We start from the raw sequence: 23,874 nt of genomic DNA on the forward strand, positions 1-23,874 counted from the left end.
TTTTTTATTGCCTTTTCAATACGATGGATGGGCATTAAAACGTGATCAACTTGGCAAAAATCTCATTTTTTGTTTACCCTTTATACCTGCCTGCGCTTTTGCAGGCCGTTTTTAATTTCCCGTCCGGGTATCCATAAGGAATATTGAATGGAAGATTTAAACGTTGTCGATAGCATAAACGACGCCGGTTCATGGCTGGTGCGCAACCAGGAATTACTGCTGAGCTATGCGGTCAATATCGTTGCGGCAATCGCGATAATCATTGTGGGGATGATTGCCGCGCGCATTGTCTCTAATACCGTCAATCGCCTGATGCTGGCGCGTAAAATTGATGCCACCGTGGCGGACTTCCTTTCGGCGCTGGTGCGCTATGCGGTCATTGCTTTTACGCTGATTGCCGCGCTGGGTCGCGTGGGCGTGCAGACCGCTTCGGTTATCGCCGTGCTCGGTGCCGCCGGTTTGGCCGTTGGTCTGGCGCTGCAAGGCTCGCTCTCTAACCTGGCGGCGGGGGTTCTGCTGGTCATGTTCCGCCCGTTCCGTGCGGGTGAGTATGTCGATCTGGGCGGCGTGGCCGGTACCGTGCTGAACGTGCAGATTTTCTCCACCACCATGCGTACCGTCGACGGTAAAATTGTGGTGATTCCGAACGGCAAGATTATCGCCGGCAATATTATTAACTTCTCGCGTGAGCCCGCGCGTCGTAATGAATTTATTATCGGCGTCTCTTACGATGCGGATATTGATAAGGTTAAGCAGATTCTGACAACGATTCTGGAGTCGGATAAGCGCGTGCTGAAAGATCGCGAAATTACCGTCCGTTTGAATGAGCTGGCGCCGTCATCGGTCAACTTTGTCGTGCGCGCCTGGAGCCTCAGCGGTGACCTGCAAAACGTCTACTGGGACGTGCTGGAGCGCATCAAGCGTGAATTTGACGCTAACGGCATCAGTTTTCCTTACCCGCAGCTCGATGTGAATATGAAGCCGGGAACCCCTTCCGCAGAGTAACGTCTTGCTGTTCAAAAAATGCCGGACTGATGTTCGGCATTTTTATGAGTAATGATATTAGAAATATTTATATCCTATTAAAAATATCAATTTCCGCTAATAATTTTATCGCGTTATAGTCAGCGCCATTCCTGAACAACATAAAGAAAACTATCGTGATATCTTATTATTTTCAAGGTCTTGTACTTGGCGCGGCCATGATACTTCCGCTCGGCCCACAGAATGCGTTCGTGATGAATCAGGGCATTCGTCGCCAGTACCATCTGATGATTGCGCTCCTCTGCGCCGTGAGCGATCTGCTGCTTATCTGCGCCGGTGTGTTCGGCGGCAGCGCGCTGCTGATGTCTTCGCCGTGGCTGCTGGCCCTGGTCACCTGGGGCGGCGTGGCGTTTCTACTGTGGTATGGTTTCGGGGCGCTGAAAACCGCGATGGGGAGCAATATTGAACTGGCTACCGCCGAGGTGATGACGCAGGGGCGCTGGAAAATTATCGCCACTATGCTGGCGGTGACGTGGCTTAACCCGCATGTCTATCTCGACACCTTCGTGGTGCTGGGCAGCTTAGGCGGCCAGCTGGATGCGGTGCCGAAGCGCTGGTTTGCGTTGGGGACCATCAGCGCCTCATTCCTGTGGTTCTTCGCGCTTGCGCTACTGGCGGCCTGGCTGGCACCGCGTTTGCGCACGGCGAAAGCTCAGCGCATTATTAACATCGTAGTCGGCATCGTGATGTGGGTTATTGCTTTCCAGTTAGCGAAAGAGGGCGTTGAGCACCTGCACGCGCTCCTTAACTAAGCCTCATCTGATGGACTTTCTCCTGGCAGCGGCTAAGCTTGCAGGCAAGACCCCCGTTGTCGGGTGATAACCAAGGAGATACAACAGTGAAGTTTAAAGTGATGGCTTTGGCCGCAGCAATCGGGTTTAGCGCAATGTCCGTACAGGCAAACGAGTTGCCTGATGGCCCGCATATCGTCACGTCGGGTACGGCGAGCGTGGCCGCGGTACCGGATATCGCGACGCTGGCCATCGAAGTGAATATTGCCGCGAAAGATGCGGCGAGCGCCAAGAAACAGGCCGACCAGCGCGTTGCGCAATATCTCTCTTTCCTTGAGCAAAACGGCGTGGCGAAAAACGATATCAGCTCCGCCAACCTGCGTACCCAGCCGGATTATGACTACCAGAATGGTAAAAGCGTGCTGAAGGGGTACCGTGCGGTGCGTACGGTCGAAGTGACGCTGCGCCAATTGGATAAGCTGAATTCGCTGCTGGACGGCGCGTTAAAAGCAGGGTTAAACGAGATTCGCTCCGTATCGTTGGGTGTGGCGAAACCGGATGCTTACAAAGACAAAGCGCGTAAAGCGGCAATTGATGATGCTATTCATCAGGCGCAATCTCTGGCCGCAGGCTTCCACAGCAAGCTGGGGCCGGTTTACAGCGTGCGCTACCATGTCTCTAACTACCAGCCGAGTCCGATGGTTCGCATGATGAAGGCCGATGCGGCGTCGGTTTCGGCACAGGAAACTTACGAGCAGCCGACGATTCAGTTTGATGACCAGGTGGATGTGGTGTTCCAGCTGCAGCCTGAGCAGGCACCAGCACCAGCAGCGCCAGCTGCTGCGAAGTAATTCCCGCCAACCCCTTGCAACGCAAGGGGTTTTTCTTAGCGTTTAATCCTGACGCAGCACCTTATGCCCATAAGCCAACAGCGCGTCGGTGACTTTGCGCATCATACGGCTTTCCGGCGCAAAGCGGTGCCAGTAAAGCATCCGGCGCTGGAACAGGCCTGGCGTGAGGTCAATAAGCTCGCCGCTGGCGAGCTCTTTCTCGATTTGCAGGTGCGGAATCATACAGCAGGTGGTGCCTTGACGCGCCAGCTGTACGAAGGCTTCCGATGAGTTAACGATATGACACGGCACGCTGCCCGGCGGCAGGTCAAAGTTTTGCTGTAAAAACGCCTGATGCATATCGTCCAGATGGTCAAAGGCCACGGCGGGCGCTTTCAGCAGCGCAGAGCGAGTCACGCCGTTCGGGAAGTAGCGCTCGGCAAACGCTTTGGAACCGACAAACAGGTAGTCCAGCGCACCGAGCTGATCGACCAGGCAACTCGGCAGCGCCTGCGGTTGAATACTCACCGCGCCAACCACTTCACCACGACGCAGGCGCTCCTGGGTACGCGTTTCGTCCTCAACCTGAAGGTTCAGACGAATAGGGGAGTTTGCCAGCACGTCTGCGAGAGCAGGTAGCAGCCAGGTTGCCAGACTGTCGGCGTTGACCGCCAGCGACAGCAGCAGCGGCGTGGAGCCGGTTTGCTCGTCGCCCAGCCACTCCTCTTCCAGCAGCTCAACCTGACGCAGCAACGCCAGCAGCTTCTGCCCCTGCTCTGTGGGGCGCGGAGGGACGGTGCGAACCAGCAGCGGCTGCCCGAACATATTTTCAAGCTGCTTAATGCGCTGAGAAACGGCGGACTGAGTGATGCACAGTTTCTGCGCGGCGCGCTCAAACCCACGTTCCCTGATAACGGCATCCAGCGCCTGTAGTGTTCTGTAGTCCGGACGTTTCATTGTTCTGAAATACTCCCCTGTAGGTGTTATCACGCACTATGACATAAATTTACCCTGGATACAGACGAAATTAATTTGCCATTTACTGTGAAGTTCTTCACGAGTTACATCTTTTATTCGCCTGGCTCATGGGTCGAATTATGCCGGGGTTCTGTTCTATAATGCGCGGCAGTTGATGACACCACAGGCGATAACGATCATGACGCAGGATGAACTGAAAAAAGCAGTAGGCTGGGCAGCCCTTCAATACGTACAGCCGGGTACGATTGTCGGCGTAGGCACGGGCTCTACCGCGGCGCACTTTATTGATGCGCTGGGCACGATGAAAGGACAAATCGAGGGCGCGGTCTCAAGCTCTGATGCCTCAACCGAGAAGCTGAAAAGCCTCGGCATCACCGTTTTCGACCTGAACGAAGTTGACCGTCTGGGGATCTACGTGGACGGTGCGGATGAAATTAACGGTCACATGCAGATGATCAAAGGCGGCGGCGCGGCGCTGACGCGTGAGAAAATCATCGCCTCGGTGGCCGACAAGTTTATCTGCATCGCCGATGCGTCCAAACAGGTAGATATCCTGGGTCATTTCCCGCTGCCGGTAGAAGTTATCCCGATGGCGCGCAGCGCCGTGGCGCGTGAGCTGGTGAAGCTCGGCGGTCGTCCAGAATATCGTCAGGGCGTAGTGACCGATAACGGCAACGTGATCCTTGATGTGCACGGTCTGGAAATCCTTGACGCTATCGCGCTGGAAAACACGATCAACGGCATTCCGGGCGTTGTGACCGTGGGCCTGTTTGCTAACCGCGGCGCCGACGTCGCGTTGATTGGTACCGCCGACGGCGTGAAAACCATTACTAAATGATCTGACTCAGGGGAATGACAAATTCCCCTCTTTTTTTTATTGAGGCTGAATTTGGTGACTTGTGTCACATTTCAATCTTCTGCCTGATTAACATCCCATGTTTATCTTCCTGTTTAGCATTTTATGCTGGAATTTCCCTCTGCGTGAGGCTTCCTCATGTTGCCGACGCAAACGTTCATATTGCCGCAATAATTTTTTTTGATATGTTGCTTAGGTGAACTTTCGTTCACCACAACATCAGTAAAACAAAGACGGGACGGGGAAATGGCTAAGGTATCACTGGAAAAAGACAAAATTAAATTTCTGCTGGTTGAAGGCGTGCACCAGAAGGCGCTGGATAGCCTTCGCGCAGCAGGTTACACCAATATCGAATTTCACAAGGGTGCGCTGGATAGCGAACAGCTGAAAGAGTCTGCCCGTGATGCCCATTTCATCGGCCTGCGTTCCCGTACTCAACTGACGGAAGAGATCTTCGCTGTTGCTGAGAAGCTGGTTGCCGTAGGCTGCTTCTGCATCGGCACCAACCAGGTGGATCTGAAAGCGGCGGCTAAACGCGGTGTACCGGTGTTCAACGCGCCGTTCTCCAATACGCGTTCCGTTGCTGAACTGGTGATTGGCGAACTGCTGCTGCTGCTGCGTGGCATTCCGGAAGCCAACGCCAAAGCGCACCGTGGCGTGTGGAACAAACTGGCCGCGGGCTCCTATGAAGCGCGCGGTAAAAAGCTGGGCATTATCGGCTACGGCCACATCGGTACTCAGCTTGGTATCCTGGCGGAATCGCTGGGGATGCATGTCTACTTCTATGATATTGAAAGCAAATTACCGTTGGGTAACGCGACTCAGGTGCAGCATCTTTCCGACCTGTTGAACATGAGCGATGTGGTGAGCCTGCACGTACCGGAAAACGCCTCCACCAAAAACATGATGGGCGCGGAAGAGCTGGCGCTGATGAAGCCAGGTTCGCTGCTGATTAACGCCGCACGCGGTACGGTAGTGGACATTCCGGCGCTGTGCGACGCGCTGGCGCGTAAGCATCTGGCGGGGGCGGCCATCGACGTCTTCCCAACCGAGCCGGCGACCAACAGCGACCCGTTCACCTCACCGCTGTGCGAATTCGACAACGTGATCCTGACGCCGCACATCGGCGGTTCAACTCAGGAAGCGCAGGAGAATATCGGCCTGGAAGTGGCGGGTAAACTGATTAAGTACTCTGACAACGGCTCTACGCTGTCTGCCGTGAACTTCCCGGAAGTATCGCTGCCGCTGCACGGTGGTCGTCGTCTGCTGCATATCCACGAAAACCGTCCAGGCGTGCTGACCGCGCTGAACCAGATTTTCGCCGAGCAGGGCGTTAACATCGCCGCGCAGTATCTGCAAACCACGCCGCAGATGGGCTACGTGGTTATCGATATTGAAGCCGAAGAAGATGTGGCGCAGAAAGCGTTGCAAAGTATGAAGGCTATTCCGGGCACCGTTCGCGCTCGCCTGCTGTACTGATTTTCCCGCACTGATGAAACGGGCAGGCCATTGGTCTGCCCGTTTTTTTCGCTTGCCTGCAACGTATACATCCTATTTACGAGCCTCGCCGCAAACGGTGATTAAAGGCGCCGCCGCGCATTGTCTCTTAGCAAAAGGGATTTACGATGGGGGCTCAGCAGGGGGCTGAAACGGCAAAGCCCCTACCGAAGCAGGGGCCCTGAAAGGAAAGGGACAATGATGAGACTGGTCATCATACTGCTGATTCTGTTAATCATCGCTCTGCCAGCATATTAACAGTATGAACGCAGGAGGGAGGTTCGCCTCCCTCACCCTTTACCGAGGAATGTAGGTCAAAAAAACGACGCTGTCAATTGCCTGAAACGGCCTACCACTGCCAGACTTTTGACGGCGTGATCACCGCGGGCAGCGGAATATCCCATCGCTCGACCGGCAGCGCTTCAACCTGCTGGCAATCGTGGGCGTAGCCGACGGGCTGGATGCCGTGCTGCTGCCAGTTTTGCAGCGTGCGGTCATAAAAACCGCCGCCCATGCCTAACCGCTGCCCTTGTGCATCAAAGGCGACCAGCGGCGTTATCAGCACGTCGAGATTAGCGAGCGGCAGAACGCCACGCACATCAAGCCTCGGCTCGTGGATCTTCAAGCGGTTAACGACCAGCTCACTGTGCGGATGGTAGTGCAGGAACAGCAGGTTACCGGGGCTGAACGGGTGAAGCACAGGCAGGTATACGCGTTTGCCCGCGCGCCAGAGCTGTTCAATTAAGGGCTGGGTATCGAGCTCGCCGTCAAAAGATAAAAACAGCGCAACGGTTTTTGCCATCACCACCGGAGGCCAGGCCATCATGCGATCTGCGGCCTGTTCGCCGTAGAGAATTTGCTGCTGGAGCGTGAGCGCACGACGACGCTGCCGGATAATCTGGCGGATGTGCTGTCGGGAGTTTTGTTGCTCAGATGGATGCGTCATAAGACCGGTAGGTAGAAGGGGAATCTCCGAGATGCCGCCGCAGGCTGTAACCCTTGAACCCTTGGTTCAAGGTGAATGCGTCGTCACAGTTTTAAGGCTTCTCGGACGGACCGAGCATGCTCACCAACCATGGAGCGCCACATTCTTGTGGTATGAAATATCGGCTCAGGGGACTGGCCCGCTTGCGAACATCTCAGAGAAATTTTTTCTTCACAGTCACTCTACCATAGTAAACTGCAAAGTGTTATTCAAAGTTTGGTGCTGACTTATCGGATATGCGACCCTGGTCAAGCAATGCCTGTTCAATGGTCTGTTGTAGCATCCGAATGCGCTGTTCCATGCTTGAAGCATAGTCACGCGTTTTCGCCCTTTCCTGAGTTAACTCGTAGCTGATGTTCAACGCGGCGATGAAAACCAGCTGCTCAGTATTTGTGACTCTAGTGCGTTCTTTCAGATCTTGCAACCGCTGATTCAGATCGTCCGCGGCCTGATTCAAAGCATCTCTTTGTTCAGGCGGGCAATTCACTCGCAGTGAACGGCCAAAAATTTGGATATCGACGGGTTGTGCAGACATGCCACCTTCCTGCTGATTGACTGCGCGTCCTTCACTCTCAGGATGTGAAGGGGCGACACTATAGCTACCCTGGTATGAACTTACAAGCCCTTTTCTGGTATCTCCAGGGTCCAAAGTGGTAGCATACCATGAATTCCACCCAACAATGACGAATGCGCATGTCTATACAGAACGAAATGCCTGGTTACACCCTGCTGAACCAGCTGTTAAACCAACAAGGGGTAGGCCTGACGCCTGCGGAAATGCACGGTCTGCTCAGCGGTCTGCTTTGCGGCGGAAACAACGACAGCTCATGGCAGCCGCTGGTTCACGACCTGACAAACGAAGGTCTGGCGTTTGGCCACGAGCTTGCTGAATCACTGCGCTCCATGCATTCGGCTACCAGCGACGCGCTGGAAGATGACGGCTTCCTTTTTCAGCTTTATCTGCCTGACGGCGACGACGTCAGCGTGTTTGACCGCGCCGACGCGCTCTCTGGCTGGGTGAATCACTTCCTGCTTGGTTTGGGCATGGTTCAGCCGAAGCTGGATAAAGTGAAGGGAGAAGCGGGCGAAGCCATTGACGATCTTCGTAATATTGCGCAACTTGGCTATGAAGAAGATGAAGATCAGGAAGAGCTGGAGATGTCGCTGGAAGAAATTATCGAATACGTTCGCGTAGCGGCGCTGCTGTGCCACGATACGTTCACCCACCCGCAGCCGACGGCGCCGGAAGTCCGGAAACCAACCTTACACTAAACATAATACCTGCTCTGCTCGTCGCAGCGCGAAGGGATTGAAAGGAGATGTCATGACACAGCAAGCGTTTCTCCGCCGCCGCCAGGCACTGCTGGCGCAAATGAAACCAGGCAGCGCGGCGCTAATTTTTGCCGCGCCAGAGGTGACGCGCAGCGCGGATTCTGAGTATCCCTATCGCCAGAACAGCGATTTCTGGTACTTCACCGGCTTTAACGAGCCGGAAGCCTTGCTGGTGCTGATTAAAAGCGATGACACCCACAATCACAGCGTGCTGTTCAACCGCGTTCGCGACCTGACGGCGGAAATCTGGTTTGGCCGCCGCTTAGGACAGGACGCAGCGCCGGAAAAACTGGGCGTTGACCGCGCGCTGGCATTCAGTGAAATCAACCAGCAGCTGTTCCAGTTGCTGAACGGCCTCGATGTGATTTATCACGCGCAGGGGGAGTATGCCTGGGCTGACGAGATTGTCTTCACCGCGCTGGATAAACTGCGCAAAGGTTCGCGTCAGAATCTGACCGCGCCGGACGCGATGATCGACTGGCGTCCGATGGTGCACGAAATGCGCCTGTTCAAGGACAGCGAAGAGATTGACATCCTGCGCCGCGCCGGTGAAATCAGCGCGCTGGCGCATACCCGCGCGATGGAGAAATGCCGTCCGGGGATGTTTGAATATCAGCTGGAAGGCGAGATTCTTCACGAATTTACCCGCCATGGCGCCCGCTATCCGTCTTACAACACCATCGTCGGCGGCGGTGAAAACGGCTGCATTCTGCACTACACCGAAAATGAATCGGAACTGCGCGATGGCGAGCTGGTGCTGATTGACGCGGGCTGTGAATACAAGGGCTACGCCGGTGACATCACCCGTACCTTCCCGGTAAACGGCAAATTCACCCCGGCGCAGCGTGCTATCTACGACATCGTGCTGGCGTCGCTGTACAAGGCGCTCGAGCTGTACCGTCCGGGCACTTCCATTCAGGAAGTTACCGGCGAAGTGGTGCGTATCATGGTGACCGGGCTGCACGGTCTGGGGATCCTTAAAGGCGAGATTGACCAGTTGATCGCCGATAACGCGCACCGTCCGTACTTTATGCATGGCCTGAGCCACTGGCTGGGGCTGGACGTTCACGATGTGGGCGTGTACGGCGCTGACCGTTCTCGCGTACTGGAGCCGGGCATGGTGCTGACCGTTGAACCGGGCCTGTATATTGCGCCGGATGCTGACGTACCGGCGGAGTATCGCGGCATTGGTGTTCGTATTGAAGACGATATCCTCATTACCGAAGACGGCAATGAAAACCTGACGGCGAGCGTCGTGAAGGATGCGGACGACATCGAAGCGCTGATGGCGGCGGCGCGCCAGCTATGAGCCTGATTATTGTCGGCGGCGGGATGACCGGTGCGACGCTGGCGCTGGCGGTATCGCAGCTGACGGCGGGCCGTCTGCCGGTGCATTTGATTGAAGCAGCGGATATTGACGCCGCGCAGCATCCGGGCTTTGATGCCCGGGCGATAGCGCTGGCTGCGGGCACCTGCCAACAGCTGGCGAAGATCAATCTCTGGCAAGCTATCGCCGACTGCGCCACCCCGATAACCACTGTTCACGTGAGCGATCGCGGCCATGCCGGGTTTGTCACGCTGGAGGCTCAGGACTACCGTCTAGGGGTGCTGGGCAACGTGGTTGAACTGCACGACGTTGGTCAGCGGCTGTTCAGCCTGCTGCGCCGCGCCCCCGGCGTGACGCTACACTGCCCATCGCGCATCGCGCAGGTTGAACGCCAGGCTGACGGCGTTAGCGTCACGCTGGATAACGGCGAAACGCTGCGCGGCAAACTGCTGGTGGCGGCCGACGGCTCGCGATCAACGCTAGGTGAACGCTGCGGAATTCACTGGCAGAAGGAGCCGTATAACCAGCTGGCGGTGATTGCGAACGTTACCACCGCCATCCCGCATCACGGGCGTGCGTTTGAGCGCTTTACCGAGCATGGTCCGCTGGCGATGCTGCCGATGTCGCAGAACCGCTGCTCGCTGGTGTGGTGCCATCCACGTGAACGCCACGATGAGGTGCTCGGCTGGTCTGATTCACGTTTCTGTGACGAACTGCAGCGTGCGTTCGGCTGGCGTTTAGGGCGTATCACGCAGGCCGGTGCGCGAAACGTGTATCCTCTCTCCCTTACCACCGCGACACGTACGGTTTCGCACCGTCTGGCGCTGGTAGGCAATGCCGCGCAAACGCTGCATCCTATCGCCGGGCAAGGGTTTAACCTCGGCTTGCGCGATGTGATGACGCTGGCGGAAAACCTGGCGCAGGCGCACGCCGCGCGTCAGGATATCGGCGACTATGCGCTGCTCTGCCAGTACCAGCGTCAGCGGGCGGAGGATAAAGCCGCCACCATCGGCGTTACCGATGGGCTGGTGCATCTGTTTGCTAACCGTTGGGTACCGCTGGTTGTCGGGCGCAACGTGGGGCTGATGGCGATGGAATTATTTACCCCTGCCCGTGATGTACTGGCGCAGCGGACGCTGGGCTGGGTCGCCCGTTAAGAGCTGTAAGGAGTGAATGTGCAAAGTGTTGATGTTGCCATCGTAGGCGGTGGTATGGTCGGGCTGGCGGTGGCCTGCGGTTTACAGGGCAGCGGCCTGCGGGTTGCCGTGCTGGAACAATCTCTGCCGCAAGCGTTGGCCGCCGATGCGCCGCCTGCGCTGCGCGTATCCGCCATTAATGCCGGCAGCGAAAAGCTGCTGTCAAAGCTGGATGTCTGGCAGGCGATTGTCGCGCAGCGCGTCAGCCGCTACCACGGCATGGAAGTGTGGGATAAAGACAGTTTTGGCCGCATTGCGTTTGACGATCGCAGCATGGGCTACAGCCATCTGGGGCATATCGTCGAAAATGCGGTTATTCACCATGCGCTGTGGCAGAAAGCCGAGCGTAGCGCGGATATCACCCTGATGGCACCTGCGGAATTGCAGCAGGTCGCCTGGGGCGAAAACGAAGCGTTTCTGACGCTGAAAGACGGCGGCATGCTGACCGCACGTCTGGTAGTGGGAGCCGATGGCGCCAACTCCTGGCTGCGTAGCAAAGCCGATATACCGCTGACGTTCTGGGACTACCGGCATCATGCGCTGGTGGCGACCGTTCGCACCGACGCGCCACACGAGGCGGTAGCACGTCAGAGCTTCCATGGCGACGGCATTCTGGCTTTCCTGCCGCTTAGCGATCCGCATCTGTGTTCTATCGTCTGGTCGTTGTCGCCGGAAGAGGCGCAGCGGATGCAGCAGGCGGATGAAAGCGAGTTCAACAAAGCGCTGAACATTGCCTTTGATAACCGCCTGGGGCTGTGTCGGGTGGAGAGCGAGCGGCAGGTTTACCCGCTGACCGGGCGTTACGCGCGCCAGTTTGCCGCGCACCGTCTGGCGCTGGTCGGCGACGCGGCGCACACCATTCATCCGCTGGCGGGGCAGGGGGTGAATCTGGGCTTTATGGACGCCGCCGAGTTGATTGAAGAGCTCAAACGCCTGCACGCGCAGGGGAAAGACATCGGCCAGCATTTCTATCTGCGTCGCTACGAACGCAGCCGTAAGCACAGCGCTGCGCTGATGTTAGCGGGAATGCAGGGGTTCCGCGAACTGTTTGCCGGCGAGAACCCGGCGAAAAAACTGCTGCGTGATATCGGACTGAAGCTTGCCGATACGCTGCCCGGCGTAAAACCACAGCTGATTCGTCAGGCGATGGGCCTGAACGACCTGCCGGAGTGGCTTCGTTAAGTCGCTCACACTTTTACTCCCGGTGGTTCCACCGGGAGTCTTCCCCCTCATTTGAAAAATTCTAATTTCACCCATTTTTTCGCATTAGTTTTATTAATCCATCAAATTTAATGTTACGGGAAAGTCGCCCTGTTTTTCGCAGTAAATATTATCTTATGCTGAATTGTTAACCATTATTGTTAATTAAATGTGGTGTAATTCGCTTTTTTCCAGTTGATTCCTCTGTATGCTTTTTGGCGACTTTTGGTCATAAGCTAATGTGATGTCCCTTTTTTCCTGATGGTTTAGCACGGTGTTCGGTGGTAAGTTCAGGGAAAAGAGAACGTTTGCGTCGGTGCCTGGACGGGCGTCGGCGCGTGTTTTTGTGGTGCGATATATTCAACGAGGACATGATGGCTCAACAAACGCCTTTGTATGACCAGCACGTGTTATGTGGCGCACGTATGGTGGATTTCCACGGCTGGATGATGCCGCTGCACTATGGGTCGCAGATTGATGAGCACCATGCGGTGCGTACCGACGCCGGGATGTTCGATGTGTCGCATATGACGATCGTCGATTTGCACGGCCCGCGCACCCGCGAGTTTCTACGCTATCTGCTGGCCAACGACGTGGCGAAGCTCACCAAACCCGGCAAAGCACTTTATAGCGGGATGTTGAACGCATCGGGCGGCGTGATTGATGACCTGATCGTTTACTACCTCACCGAAGATTTCTTCCGCCTCGTCGTTAACTCCGCCACCCGCGAAAAAGACCTCTCCTGGATTACCCAACACGCTGAACCTTATGCCATTGATATCACCGTTCGTGACGACCTGTCGCTGATTGCGGTGCAGGGGCCAAATGCGCAGGCGAAAGCGGGCACGCTGTTTAGCGATGAACAACGCCACGCGGTAGAAGGCATGAAGCCATTCTTTGGCGTGCAGGCGGGCGATTTCTTTATCGCCACCACCGGCTATACCGGCGAAGCGGGCTATGAAATCGCCCTGCCGAAAGCGCAGGCGGCGGATTTCTGGCAGCAGCTGGTCCAGGCGGGCGTGAAGCCTTGCGGCCTGGGCGCGCGCGATACGCTGCGTTTAGAGGCCGGCATGAACCTGTATGGCCAGGAGATGGACGAAAGCGTCTCTCCGCTGGCGGCCAACATGGGCTGGACCATCGCCTGGGAACCGGCTGACCGCAACTTTATCGGTCGCGACGTGCTGGAGCTGGAACGTGAAAAAGGCACCGACCAACTGGTGGGCCTGGTGATGACCGAAAAAGGCGTGCTGCGCGGCGAACTGACGGTGCGTTTTACCGATGATAACGGCAATGCGCGTGAAGGTGTGATCACCAGCGGGACTTTCTCGCCGACCTTAGGCCATAGTATTGCGCTGGCTCGCGTCCCTCAGGGCATTGGCGAGACGGCAATTGTGCAAATCCGTAACCGTGAAATGCCGGTGAAGGTCACCAAACCTGTTTTTGTACGTAACGGCAAGGCCGTGGCGTAACCGATTATTATTCTGGAGATTTTTTGATGAGCAACGTACCAGCAGAACTGAAATACAGTAAAGAACACGAATGGCTGCGCAAAGAAGCAGACGGCAGCTACACCGTGGGGATCACCGAGCACGCGCAGGAGTTACTGGGCGACATGGTGTTTGTTGACCTGCCGGAAGTCGGCGCGACCGTCAGCGCGGGCGACGACTGCGCGGTGGCGGAGTCCGTGAAAGCGGCTTCCGATATCTACGCGCCAATCAGCGGTGAAATCGTTGCGGTTAATGAAGAACTGGGTGATTCACCGGAGCTGGTAAACAGCGAACCGTACGCCGGCGGCTGGATCTTCAAGATCAAGGCCAGCGACGAAGCGGAAGTTGCCGCACTGCTGGACGCGACCGCATACGAAGCCCTGTTAGAAGACGAATAACGGTTTTCCCCCTCTCCCTCCGGGAGAGGGCCGGGGTGAGGGTATGTTCGCACTGTCACCCCAAACCTCTTCCTCTGGAAGATGAAATCTTAAAATCACCGCACGTTTCAGGAACCATCGCTCATGACACAGACTTTAAGCCAGCTTGAAAACCGTGGCGCGTTTATTGAACGTCACATCGGGCCGGATGCCCAGCAGCAGCAAGAGATGCTCAAAACGGTTGGCGCGGATTCACTCAACGCACTGATTGAACAGATCGTGCCGAAAGATATCCAGCTTGCCACGCCGCCGCAGGTAGGCGAGGCCACCACAGAATTCGCCGCGCTGGCGGAGCTGAAGGCGATTGCGGGTCGCAACAAGCGCTTTAAGTCGTACATTGGCATGGGCTACACCCCGGTGCAGCTGCCGCCAGTCATCCTGCGCAACATGCTGGAAAACCCGGGCTGGTACACCGCTTATACTCCGTATCAACCGGAAGTGTCTCAGGGCCGCCTTGAAGCGCTGCTTAACTTCCAGCAGGTTACGCTGGATCTGACCGGTCTCGATATGGCTTCCGCTTCCCTGCTGGATGAAGCGACTGCCGCCGCAGAAGCGATGGCGATGGCCAAGCGCGTAAGCAAGCTGAAGAACGCAAATCGCTTCTTCGTTGCGGCTGATGTCCATCCGCAAACGCTGGACGTGGTTCGTACTCGTGCGGAAACCTTTGGTTTTGACGTTATCGTCGATGACGCCGACAAAGCGCTGGAGCATCAGGACGTCTTTGGCGTACTGCTGCAGCAGGTGGGTACTACTGGCGAAGTGCATGATTACAGCAAACTGATTGCAGAACTGAAATCCCGCAAAGTGGTGGTGAGCGTTGCCGCTGACTTTATGGCGCTGGTGTTGTTAACTGCGCCGGGTAAACAAGGCGCGGACATTGTCTTCGGCTCAGCCCAGCGCTTCGGTGTTCCGATGGGCTACGGTGGCCCGCACGCGGCATTCTTTGCCGCTAAAGATGAATTCAAACGCGCCATGCCGGGCCGTATTATCGGCGTATCGAAAGATGCGGCGGGCAATACCGCACTGCGCATGGCGATGCAGACTCGCGAGCAGCACATTCGCCGCGAGAAAGCTAACTCCAACATCTGTACCTCTCAGGTGCTGCTGGCCAACATTGCCAGCCTGTACGCGGTCTTCCACGGTCCGGTTGGCCTGAAACGTATCGCGAACCGTATTCATCGCCTGACCGATATTCTGGCGACCGGCCTGCAGCAGAAAGGGCTGAAGCTGCGCCATGCGCACTTCTTCGATACCCTGTGCGTGGAAGTGGCGGATAAAGCGGCGGTGCTGGCGCGCGCGCAGGTTGCCGAAATTAACCTGCGTAGCGACATTATTAATGCCGTCGGCGTGACGCTGAACGAAACTACCACCCGTGAAGACGTGCTGGCGCTGTTTAGCGTGATCCTGGGTGAAAACCACGGCCTGGATATCGACACGCTCGATAAAGACGTGGCGCTCGACAGCCGCTCTATTCAGAGCAGCATGCTGCGTGACGATGCGATCCTCGCGCATCCGGTCTTTAATCGCTACCACAGCGAAACCGAGATGATGCGCTACATGCACTCGCTGGAGCGTAAAGATCTGGCGCTGAACCAGGCGATGATTCCGCTGGGTTCCTGCACCATGAAACTGAACGCCGCAGCAGAAATGATCCCAATCACCTGGCCGGAATTTGCCGAACTGCACCCGTTCTGCCCGGTTGATCAGGCCGAGGGCTACCATCAGATGATCGGTCAGCTTTCCGAGTGGCTGGTGAAACTGACCGGCTACGACGCGCTGTGCATGCAGCCGAACTCCGGTGCGCAGGGCGAGTACGCGGGCCTGCTGGCGATTCGTCACTATCATGAAAGCCGCAACGACGGCCATCGTGATATCTGCCTGATTCCAAGTTCTGCTCACGGTACTAACCCGGCTTCCGCGCAGATGGCGGGGATGCAGGTCGTGGTCGTGGCCTGCGATAAGAACGGTAACATCGATCTGGCGGATCTGCGCGCGAAGGCGGAGCAGCATGCCGACAATCTTTCCTGCATCATGGTGACCTATCCGTCCACCCACGGCGTGTATGAAGAAACCATCCGTGAAGTGTGCGAAATCGTGCACCAGTTCGGCGGCCAGGTATACCTCGATGGCGCGAACATGAACGCTCAGGTGGGTATTACTTCTCCGGGCTTTATCGGCGCGGACGTTTCGCACCTCAACCTGCACAAAACCTTCTGCATTCCGCACGGCGGCGGCGGCCCAGGTATGGGACCTATCGGCGTGAAATCTCACCTGGCGCCGTTCGTGCCGGGCCACAGCGTGGTGCATATTGAAGGCATGCTGACCCGTCAGGGCGCGGTATCCGCAGCGCCGTTCGGCAGCGCGTCTATTCTGCCTATCAGCTGGATGTATATCCGTATGATGGGCGCGGAAGGGCTGAAGCAGGCAAGCCAGGTGGCGATCCTCAACGCCAACTACATTGCTACCCGCCTGAGAGACGCTTATCCGGTGCTGTATACCGGTAGCCATGGCCACGTGGCGCATGAATGTATTCTGGATATTCGTCCGCTGAAAGAAGAGACCGGCATCAGCGAGCTGGATATCGCCAAGCGCCTGATCGACTACGGTTTCCATGCGCCGACCATGTCCTTCCCTGTGGCGGGTACCCTGATGGTTGAGCCGACGGAGTCTGAAGGTAAAGCTGAACTGGACCGCTTTATCGACGCGATGCTGGCGATTCGCAGTGAAATCGACCGCGTGAAAGCGGGCGAGTGGACGCTGGAAGATAACCCGCTGGTGAACTCTCCGCACACCCAGAATGAGCTGGTGGCCGAGTGGAATCACGGTTATAGCCGCGAGCTGGCCGTTTTCCCGGCGGGCATGGCGAACAAATACTGGCCGACCGTAAAACGTCTTGATGATGTTTACGGCGACCGTAACCTGTTCTGCTCCTGTGTACCGATGAGCGAATACCAGTAATCCATTGATTGCACTATCTTCTAAAGGCGCTACGGCGCCTTTATTTTTGGGAGAAATGTATGGCTCTTGCATTAGTGACCGGCGCCAGCCGGGGGATTGGCCGGGCTACCGCGCTACAGCTGGCACAGGAAGGGTATACGGTGGCGGTGAATTATCACCGGAACGCGCAGGCGGCGGATGAGGTGGTTGATGCTATTACGGCCGCAGGCGGTAAAGCGTTTGCGGTGCAGGCGGATATTGGCGATGAGGCGCAGGTGGAAGCGATGTTTGCCCTGCTCGACAAGCAACCGGAACCGTTGATGGCGTTGGTGAATAATGCTGGGGTGTTGTTCACCCAAAGCCGCGTAGAGGCGTTAACCGCTGAGCGGATTAATCGGGTGTTAACCACCAATGTGACCGGCTATTTCCTGTGCTGTCGGGGAGCGGTAAAGCGCATGGCGATACCGTACGGCGGGAAGGGCGGGGCGATTGTCAATGTCTCCTCGGCCGCGGCGCGCCTTGGATCGCCGGGCGAGTATGTCGACTATGCCGCGTCGAAAGGGGCGATTGACACGCTGACTACCGGGCTGTCGATTGAAGTGGCGGCGCAGGGGATTCGCGTGAACGGCGTCAGGCCAGGCTTTATCTATACCGAAATGCATGCCGACGGCGGCGAGCCGGGGCGCGTTGACCGGGTAAAATCCGTCCTGCCGATGCAGCGCGGCGGCCAGCCGGAAGAAGTGGCGCAGGCGATTGTCTGGTTGCTGAGCGACAAGGCGTCGTATGTGACGGGGAGTTTTATTGAGCTGGCGGGTGGAAAATAGCGTTTTGATTGCCGGATGGCGGCGTAAACGCCTTATCCGGCCTACAGGTTAAGTTTCCGCAGGCCGGATAAGCGCAGCGCCATCCGGCAAAAATCACAGACTCTCGCCGTTGCTGGCAATCACCGCCTTATACCACTCAAAACTCTTCTTCCGTGAACGCGACATATCGCCGGTGCCGTCATCGTGCTTGTTCACATAGATGAAGCCATAGCGCTTGCTGTACTGCCCGGTGGTGAACGACACGCAGTCGATACAGCCCCATGGCGTATAGCCCATCAGGTCGACGCCGTCATAGGTTACCGCCTTCATCATCTCTTCAACGTGCGCGCGCAGATAGTCAATACGGTAGTCATCATTGATGCTGCCGTCTTCTTCCACCTTATCGTAAGCGCCGAAGCCGTTTTCCACGATAAACAGCGGTTTCTGATAGCGCTCGTACAGCTCGCACAGTGAATAGCGCAGGCCAACCGGGTCAATCTGCCAGCCCCAGTCGGAGGCTTTCACGTGCGGGTTCGGCACGCTGCCTTCAAAGCCGGAAATGGCATCGCCGCTGCCGCCTTCTGCCTTCACGGCGTTAGTCATGTAGTAGCTAAAGCCGAGGTAGTCGCAGGTGCCTTCACGCAGAATGGCCTCATCGCCGGCTTCCATCCTGATGTTGAAGCCACGGCGTTCCCATTCGTTGAGCATGTAGCTTGGGTAGTAGCCGCGCAGCTGCACGTCGGTAAACACGTAGCGCTCGCGCATCGATTCCTGGGCGAACATCACATCTTCCGGCTTGCAGGAGAACGGATAGAGCGCCACCATCGCCAGCATGCAGCCGACTTTCATCTCCGGGTTGATGCGGCGCGCGGCTTTTACCGCGAGGGCGCTGGCCACGAACTGATGGTGCAGCACCTGGTACATAGTCTCTTCCGGATTTTCATGCTCGGTGTAAACCACGCCGGAGCAGCAGTAGCCGAAAAGCGGCGCGCGCCAGTTGCGCTGGTTGTTGATTTCATTGAAGGTCATCCAGTATTTGACCTTATTTTTGTAGCGCTCGAAGACCACTTCGGAGAAGTGGACAAAGAAATCAACGACTTTGCGGTTGGTCCAGCCGCCGTATTCCTGCACCAGGTGCAGCGGCATTTCAAAGTGGGAGAGGGTAATTACCGGCTCAATGTTGTATTTGAGCAGCTCATCGAACATGTCGTCGTAGAATTTCAGCCCTTCTTCGTTGGGCTGGCTTTCATCGCCGTTCGGGAAGATGCGGGTCCAGGCAATCGACGTGCGGAAGCATTTGAAGCCCATCTCGGCGAACAGCTTGATGTCTTCTTTGTAGTGCCCGTGGAAGTCGATGGCTTCGTGGTTGGGGTAGTATTTACCCGGCACGACTTCCTGGGTTATTTCGCGCGGTACGCCGTGCGCGCCGCCGGTGAGCACATCACAGATGCTGGGGCCTTTGCCGCCTTTGTTCCAGCCGCCTTCAACCTGGTGTGCAGCAACCGCGCCACCCCATAAAAAGTCTTTCGGTAAGGTCAGTTTTTTCATCTTTGTCAGGCTCGCAGATTAGATTTAATAATACGGAGTCTAACAAAGGAATATTAAATGTCACGATATAACAAATTACCCTTCAGGGCATATGTTACATCGAAAAAACACCCTGTATTTTTATGCTAATTTCTTCGCCAGTTTGCGGCCTAATGACTCCAGAATATAGATAACCGGAATCTGCGTCGTAATATCGTAAACGCCGGCAATACGCGTTTGTGATACGTGCCAGGAGAGATTGAAATCCGCCAGTTTCGCCAGACGCGAGTGTTCATGGCTGGTGATCGACATGACTTTACAGTGGTGCAGGCTAAACTGGCTGGCAAAACGGAGGATCTCTTCGGTTTCGCCAGAGACGGAAAGCACAATGGCCAGCGCATTTTTGGCCATGTCATTGGTGACCGGAAAATAAGGATCGTCGATATGATTACTGAATTTTCCAATATTAGAAAAGAACCGCGCACCATATTTCGCTAATGACCCTGAAGTCCCCGCGCCGACAAAAATAATACGCTCAGAGGTGAGAATAACGTCGACCGCGCGATCCAGCAGTTTATCAAACTCATCATTATTGACGCTTTTGAAAAAGCTGATAATTTCACTGGCGCCGAAATTAGTCTGCTGCGGTTCTTCCTGCTCCAGATATAATTTGAAGCGAACGCGAAACTCCGAGTAGCCATCGCAGTTGAGCTTGCGGCAGAAGCGCATCACCGTGGTGGTGGAGACGCCCGCCGCGTCGGCCAGCTCACGAATGGTCATGTACATTACCGTGTCGCGATTTTTGATGACATAGTGATAGACCATCATCTCAAGATTATTGAGGCTGGCGATAGCGGCGTGGGAGAACATGCTCACGGTGGCGGATACTCGTTAATTTGAAAACCTAAAGGGAATAATACCATGCAGCCTAACGACATCACTTTTTTTCAGCGCTTTCAGGATGACATTGTTGCCGGGCGCAAGACCATTACGCTGCGCGATGCGGCAGAATCCCATTTCAAAACCGGCGATATTTTGCGTGTCGGGCGCTATGAAGATGACGGGTACTTCTGCACGATTGAAGTCCTTGCCACCTCAACCGTAACCCTGGATACCCTCACCGAACGCCACGCGGAGCAGGAAAACATGACGCTTCCGCAGCTTAAACAGGTGATTACCGACATCTACCCCGGTGAGAACACCTTTTATGTTATTGAATTTAAATGTATTAAATGAAAATGCGTACACCTGTTAGTTGAATGAGTTTGTTAACTTATTGATTATTCGTATTTTACAAAAAATCACCTTTTTATTTTAGCTTACATGTGTTCACTGGAACCATTCTCAGTTACGCTAGTGCCGTTGCTTGATTTGTCGTTCGCCCGGAGCGCGTAATGGATAAGAAACCACTCATTCAGCAGGGATACTCTCTGGCAGAGGAAGTTGCCAATAGCATTAGTCACGGTGTCGGTTTTGTGCTCGGCATCGTCGGGCTGGTTTTGTTGCTGGTGCAGGCCGTTGACGCCAATGCCAGCGCGACCGCCATCACCAGCTATAGCCTGTACGGCGGCAGCATGATCCTGCTGTTTCTCGCCTCGACGCTGTACCACGCCATTCCTTCGCAGCGGGCTAAAGTCTGGCTGAAGAAATTCGACCACTGCGCCATCTACCTGCTGATTGCCGGTACCTACACGCCGTTTCTGCTGGTGGGGTTAGATTCTCCGCTCGCCCGCGGGTTGATGATTGTTATCTGGAGCCTGGCACTGCTGGGGATTCTGTTTAAGCTGACCATCGCGCATCGCTTTAAGGTGCTGTCGCTGGTGACCTATCTGACCATGGGTTGGCTATCGCTGATTGTGGTATATCAGCTGGCGGTGAAGCTGGCGATTGGCGGCGTGACGCTGCTGGCGGTCGGGGGGGTAGTGTATTCGCTGGGGGTGATTTTTTATGTCTGCAAGCGGATTCCGTACAACCACGCTATCTGGCACGCGTTTGTACTGGGCGGTAGCGCTTGCCATTTTCTGGCGATTTATCTGTACGTGGGCCAACACGCCTAGTGTCAGCGTAACCCCGGGCAGATAAATGTCTCTCCCGGGATTTATTATGTAAGCCGGATGAGGCAGCACCGTCATCCGGCCCCGGCACTGGATAGCCTGATGGCGCTACGCTTATCAGGCCTACGAAATATTCCAGTGTTATGCCAAACCTAATTACTCTTCGTCTAACGAATACGGCAGCGGCTTGATGCTTAAGGTGTTGGCATCGTCGCGCACGCGGAATACGCTGTCGGCTTCCATATCGTTGTTCATCACAACCTGCACCAGCAACTGACCGTCATCGAGCTGCACTGCGGCCAGCACCGTGCCGGTACGACGCCAGTTGTCGCCCATCTGCAGTTCTAAATCTTCCCCGGCTTGTGGTACGCGAGAGGCTTTACCCGCCAGCGTCCACAGCGCGCGCTTGTTGGCGCCGCGGAATTTCGCGCGCGCCACCATCTCCTGACCGGTGTAGCAGCCTTTCTTAAAGCTGATGCCGCCCAGCGCCTGTAGGTTAGTGGCCTGCGGAATAAACTGCGCGCTGTTCACTTCATCAATCACCGGCAGACCGGCTTCAATATTCAGTGCCAGCCACTGCTGGCTGTTGTTAAGCTGCGCTTCACCGCGCAACGCCTCGGTCACGCGCTCGGCGGTTGCTTCGTCGGTCACCAACAGGAAACGTTCTTCCGGATGAGCAAACCACAGCAGAGACGTTTCACCTTCCTGCAGGCAAGGTTTCTCGGCCCCCGGCAGCTCGGTAAAGAGATTCGCCAGCGCGGCGCGAGCCTGGAATCCGGCAACGCCCAGCAATACCCGCGCATCATCGGCGGCGATGGTGACTTTTGAGAACACGGCGTATTTCTTCAACTGGGTCAGCTGTTCTTCACGCACGCTGCGACGCTCAATCCAGGCGAAACCGTCCTGGCGACGGAACAGACGCAGGTTGCTCCACATTTTACCCTTGGCATCGCAGTGAGCGACCAGAAGATGTTGGTGCTCATCAAGCTGCGCCACATCTGCGGTCACCTGGCCCTGCAGGTACTTTTCACTGTCGGCACCGGAAATGGTCGCCAGCGCCCAATCATCAAGCGTCATTAACGTCAGCGGTAAACGCGCGGAGGCGGAGGGCTGACGCGGAGGAAAAGGAGTAAAAGCCATATTGATATCCTGAATTGAGTAACGCGCTTATTTGTTCATGGTAAAAGAGATGCCCGCCATTGCAAGCGCTTTCGATGGCCGTTTTGTGCCGTTCGCGCGTTCTGCGAAGCGGCTCGTAATAAGATGAATGCCCTTCATTTTGTGAGGTTTTTTTTCGGAATATGACGCGTGCAACGTGATATTCCAGTAAAGTAACTGCAAAAAACACGTTAAACTAGTAGCAACGTAATGCTGGAAGGAAATTATGGACATCAATAATAAAGCCCGTATCCATTGGGCATGCCGCCGCGGTATGCGCGAACTCGACATCTCCATCATGCCGTTCTTTGAATATGAGTACGACACGCTGAGCGATGAAGATAAAGCTCTCTTTATTCGTCTGCTGGAGTGTGACGATCCGGACCTTTTCAACTGGTTGATGAATCACGGCGAACCGGCCGATGCTAGCCTTCAGCGCATGGTGCAACTTATTCAGACACGGAATCGGGAACGTGGTCCTGTGGCAATCTGATTTACGCGTCTCCTGGCGCTCGCAGTGGCTTTCTCTCCTGCTCCACGGGCTGGTGGCAGCGTTTGTGCTGCTGATGCCGTGGCCGCTGAGCTACACTCCGCTCTGGTTGCTTTTATTGTCGCTGGTGGTGTTTGACTGCGTGCGCAGCCAACGGCGTATTCACTCACACCAGGGGGAGATTAAGCTGCTGATGGATTCCCGGTTGCGCTGGCGTAATCAGGAGTGGGAGATTCTGGGGGCACCGTGGATGCTGAACTCGGGCATGATGCTGCGGATTCGCCGTCCGGGCGGTCGTCGCCAACATCTCTGGCTGGCGGCTGATAGCATGAACCCGGAAGAGTGGCGCGATCTGCGGCGGATTCTCCTGCAGCAGCCCGCGCCCACTAAGCATTAAGAGAACTGTTCGGCCATTTCGCCGAGAATCTGTTCGCACCAGCTCTGAATGCGTTCGTCGCTGAGGTCATACTGATTGGTTTCGTCCAGCGCGAGGCCAACAAACAGCTGTCCATCGGCGATGACGGGTTTCGGGCTGGTGAACTCATAGCCTTCAGTCGGCCAGTAGCCGACAAATTTCACGCCTTTGGTCGCCAGTTTGTCGTGCAACATGCCGAGCGCATCGAGGAACCACTCGCCATAGCCGAGCTGGTCGCCCATGCCGTACAGCGCGACGATTTTACCTTCGAGGTTCAACGTATCCAGCTGTTCCCAGACCGCTTCCCAATCTTCCTGAATCTCACCGAAATCCCAGGTTGGAATCCCCAGAATGAGCACGTCGTATTGCTCCATTAAGGCCGGGGAATCATCTTTCAGGTTATGTAATGTGATCAGTTCCGGGCCGATAATGTCGCGAATTTTCTCCGCTGCCATCTCGGTGTAGCAGGTGCTGGAACCGTAAAAAAGGCCGATATTCATGACGTACTGCTCTCGATTCTTGCGATGACGATGCGGCTAGTGTACCAGAAAGGGGCCTGATTCAGGCATAATGGTGCTGATTTAACACGC

General features: G+C 55.9%; 24 protein-coding genes and 1 other RNA gene. 17 read left to right on the top strand and 8 right to left on the bottom strand.

Features of this window, described 5'->3' with window-relative positions; all coding sequences use genetic code 11:
• The first annotated feature begins 147 nt into the window (after positions 1-147).
• The 3 genes from mscS to M989_RS04585 all read left to right on the top strand — a co-directional run bounded on the left by mscS (position 148) and on the right by M989_RS04585 (position 2,626).
• Positions 148-1,005 carry a small-conductance mechanosensitive channel MscS gene (gene mscS, locus M989_RS04575; RefSeq protein ID WP_064542715.1) on the top strand — a complete coding sequence of 286 codons (858 nt, stop codon included), beginning with the start codon at positions 148-150 and terminating at the stop codon, positions 1,003-1,005.
• 155 nt (positions 1,006-1,160) lie between these two features.
• Positions 1,161-1,796 (top strand): arginine exporter ArgO, encoded by a 636-nt coding sequence (gene argO / locus M989_RS04580; RefSeq protein WP_064542718.1) that lies wholly within the window; start codon positions 1,161-1,163, stop codon positions 1,794-1,796.
• A gap of 86 nt (positions 1,797-1,882) precedes the next feature.
• A complete protein-coding gene (locus M989_RS04585; protein ID WP_064542721.1) occupies positions 1,883-2,626 on the top strand; it encodes an oxidative stress defense protein in 744 nt (247 codons plus the stop codon).
• Between the two features lie 42 nt (positions 2,627-2,668).
• Here M989_RS04585 and argP read toward each other — a convergent pair whose 3' ends face one another.
• Positions 2,669-3,562, bottom strand: a complete 894-nt coding sequence (argP, locus tag M989_RS04590) for a DNA-binding transcriptional regulator ArgP (protein WP_035896251.1) — start codon at positions 3,560-3,562, stop codon at positions 2,669-2,671.
• A gap of 199 nt (positions 3,563-3,761) precedes the next feature.
• On the opposite strand from argP, the gene rpiA reads away from it, so the two are divergent.
• Positions 3,762-4,421 carry a ribose-5-phosphate isomerase RpiA gene (rpiA, locus tag M989_RS04595; RefSeq protein WP_064542724.1) on the top strand — a complete coding sequence of 220 codons (660 nt, stop codon included), beginning with the start codon at positions 3,762-3,764 and terminating at the stop codon, positions 4,419-4,421.
• A gap of 264 nt (positions 4,422-4,685) precedes the next feature.
• The gene (serA, locus tag M989_RS04600) at positions 4,686-5,918 is read left to right on the top strand and encodes a phosphoglycerate dehydrogenase (RefSeq protein WP_064542727.1); all 1,233 of its coding nucleotides are present in this window, start codon (positions 4,686-4,688) and stop codon (positions 5,916-5,918) included.
• Positions 5,919-6,285: 367 nt separating this feature from the next.
• Here serA and M989_RS04605 read toward each other — a convergent pair whose 3' ends face one another.
• From M989_RS04605 to zapA, 3 genes are all read right to left on the bottom strand, one after another.
• Positions 6,286-6,882, bottom strand: a complete 597-nt coding sequence (locus M989_RS04605) for a 5-formyltetrahydrofolate cyclo-ligase (RefSeq protein WP_064542730.1) — start codon at positions 6,880-6,882, stop codon at positions 6,286-6,288.
• Positions 6,883-6,901: 19 nt separating this feature from the next.
• Positions 6,902-7,085: non-coding RNA, 6S RNA (gene ssrS, locus M989_RS04610), on the bottom strand.
• A gap of 41 nt (positions 7,086-7,126) precedes the next feature.
• A complete protein-coding gene (zapA, locus tag M989_RS04615; protein WP_064542733.1) occupies positions 7,127-7,456 on the bottom strand; it encodes a cell division protein ZapA in 330 nt (109 codons plus the stop codon).
• A gap of 158 nt (positions 7,457-7,614) precedes the next feature.
• On the opposite strand from zapA, the gene M989_RS04620 reads away from it, so the two are divergent.
• The 8 genes from M989_RS04620 to M989_RS04655 all read left to right on the top strand — a co-directional run bounded on the left by M989_RS04620 (position 7,615) and on the right by M989_RS04655 (position 17,661).
• Positions 7,615-8,193: a YecA/YgfB family protein gene (locus M989_RS04620; RefSeq protein ID WP_157093516.1), complete on the top strand. Its 579-nt coding sequence runs from the start codon at positions 7,615-7,617 to the stop codon at positions 8,191-8,193.
• A gap of 52 nt (positions 8,194-8,245) precedes the next feature.
• Positions 8,246-9,562, top strand: coding sequence for a Xaa-Pro aminopeptidase (gene pepP / locus M989_RS04625; RefSeq protein ID WP_064542738.1), 1,317 nt, complete (start codon positions 8,246-8,248; stop codon positions 9,560-9,562).
• Entirely contained in the window at positions 9,559-10,737 is a 1,179-nt protein-coding gene (ubiH, locus tag M989_RS04630; RefSeq protein ID WP_064542741.1) for a 2-octaprenyl-6-methoxyphenyl hydroxylase, read from the top strand. The genes pepP and ubiH overlap by 4 nt, the downstream gene beginning before the upstream one ends.
• 18 nt (positions 10,738-10,755) lie before the next feature.
• A complete protein-coding gene (gene ubiI / locus M989_RS04635) occupies positions 10,756-11,958 on the top strand; it encodes an FAD-dependent 2-octaprenylphenol hydroxylase (protein ID WP_064542745.1) in 1,203 nt (400 codons plus the stop codon).
• 392 nt (positions 11,959-12,350) lie between these two features.
• Positions 12,351-13,445: a glycine cleavage system aminomethyltransferase GcvT gene (gcvT, locus tag M989_RS04640; RefSeq protein ID WP_064542748.1), complete on the top strand. Its 1,095-nt coding sequence runs from the start codon at positions 12,351-12,353 to the stop codon at positions 13,443-13,445.
• Between the two features lie 26 nt (positions 13,446-13,471).
• Positions 13,472-13,861 (top strand): glycine cleavage system protein GcvH, encoded by a 390-nt coding sequence (gene gcvH / locus M989_RS04645; protein ID WP_064542751.1) that lies wholly within the window; start codon positions 13,472-13,474, stop codon positions 13,859-13,861.
• Between the two features lie 123 nt (positions 13,862-13,984).
• Entirely contained in the window at positions 13,985-16,858 is a 2,874-nt protein-coding gene (gene gcvP, locus M989_RS04650) for an aminomethyl-transferring glycine dehydrogenase (protein WP_064542754.1), read from the top strand.
• Positions 16,859-16,917: 59 nt separating this feature from the next.
• On the top strand, positions 16,918-17,661 hold the full coding sequence (locus tag M989_RS04655; protein WP_064542757.1) for an SDR family oxidoreductase: 744 nt from the start codon (positions 16,918-16,920) through the stop codon (positions 17,659-17,661).
• Positions 17,662-17,754: 93 nt separating this feature from the next.
• Here the strand turns inward: M989_RS04655 and M989_RS04660 are convergent, their stop codons facing one another.
• Together M989_RS04660 and M989_RS04665 are read right to left on the bottom strand one after the other, a co-directional pair.
• Complete coding sequence (locus M989_RS04660) at positions 17,755-19,188, bottom strand: 6-phospho-beta-glucosidase (protein ID WP_064542760.1); 1,434 nt, start codon at positions 19,186-19,188, stop codon at positions 17,755-17,757.
• Positions 19,189-19,308: 120 nt separating this feature from the next.
• On the bottom strand, positions 19,309-20,037 hold the full coding sequence (locus M989_RS04665; protein WP_064542763.1) for a MurR/RpiR family transcriptional regulator: 729 nt from the start codon (positions 20,035-20,037) through the stop codon (positions 19,309-19,311).
• A 51-nt stretch (positions 20,038-20,088) separates the two neighbouring features.
• Between M989_RS04665 and yqfB the strand changes: the two genes are divergently transcribed.
• Positions 20,089-20,403: a N(4)-acetylcytidine aminohydrolase gene (yqfB, locus tag M989_RS04670; protein WP_064542766.1), complete on the top strand. Its 315-nt coding sequence runs from the start codon at positions 20,089-20,091 to the stop codon at positions 20,401-20,403.
• A gap of 158 nt (positions 20,404-20,561) precedes the next feature.
• Positions 20,562-21,224, top strand: a complete 663-nt coding sequence (trhA, locus tag M989_RS04675) for a PAQR family membrane homeostasis protein TrhA (RefSeq protein WP_064542769.1) — start codon at positions 20,562-20,564, stop codon at positions 21,222-21,224.
• 153 nt (positions 21,225-21,377) lie between these two features.
• On the opposite strand, the gene ygfZ is transcribed toward trhA, so the two are convergent.
• Positions 21,378-22,361 carry a tRNA-modifying protein YgfZ gene (gene ygfZ, locus M989_RS04680; protein WP_064542772.1) on the bottom strand — a complete coding sequence of 328 codons (984 nt, stop codon included), beginning with the start codon at positions 22,359-22,361 and terminating at the stop codon, positions 21,378-21,380.
• A 244-nt stretch (positions 22,362-22,605) separates the two neighbouring features.
• On the opposite strand from ygfZ, the gene sdhE reads away from it, so the two are divergent.
• On the top strand, positions 22,606-22,872 hold the full coding sequence (gene sdhE, locus M989_RS04685) for an FAD assembly factor SdhE (protein ID WP_064542776.1): 267 nt from the start codon (positions 22,606-22,608) through the stop codon (positions 22,870-22,872).
• Complete coding sequence (locus tag M989_RS04690; RefSeq protein WP_064542779.1) at positions 22,853-23,266, top strand: protein YgfX; 414 nt, start codon at positions 22,853-22,855, stop codon at positions 23,264-23,266. Before sdhE ends, M989_RS04690 begins: the two co-directional genes overlap by 20 nt.
• On the opposite strand, the gene fldB is transcribed toward M989_RS04690, so the two are convergent.
• Positions 23,263-23,784: a flavodoxin FldB gene (gene fldB, locus M989_RS04695; protein ID WP_064542782.1), complete on the bottom strand. Its 522-nt coding sequence runs from the start codon at positions 23,782-23,784 to the stop codon at positions 23,263-23,265. The genes M989_RS04690 and fldB overlap by 4 nt on opposite strands.
• Positions 23,785-23,874: the final 90 nt, after the last annotated feature.

The organism is Kluyvera georgiana ATCC 51603 (assembly GCF_001654985.1).
Taxonomy (GTDB): Bacteria; Pseudomonadota; Gammaproteobacteria; order Enterobacterales; family Enterobacteriaceae; genus Kluyvera; species Kluyvera georgiana.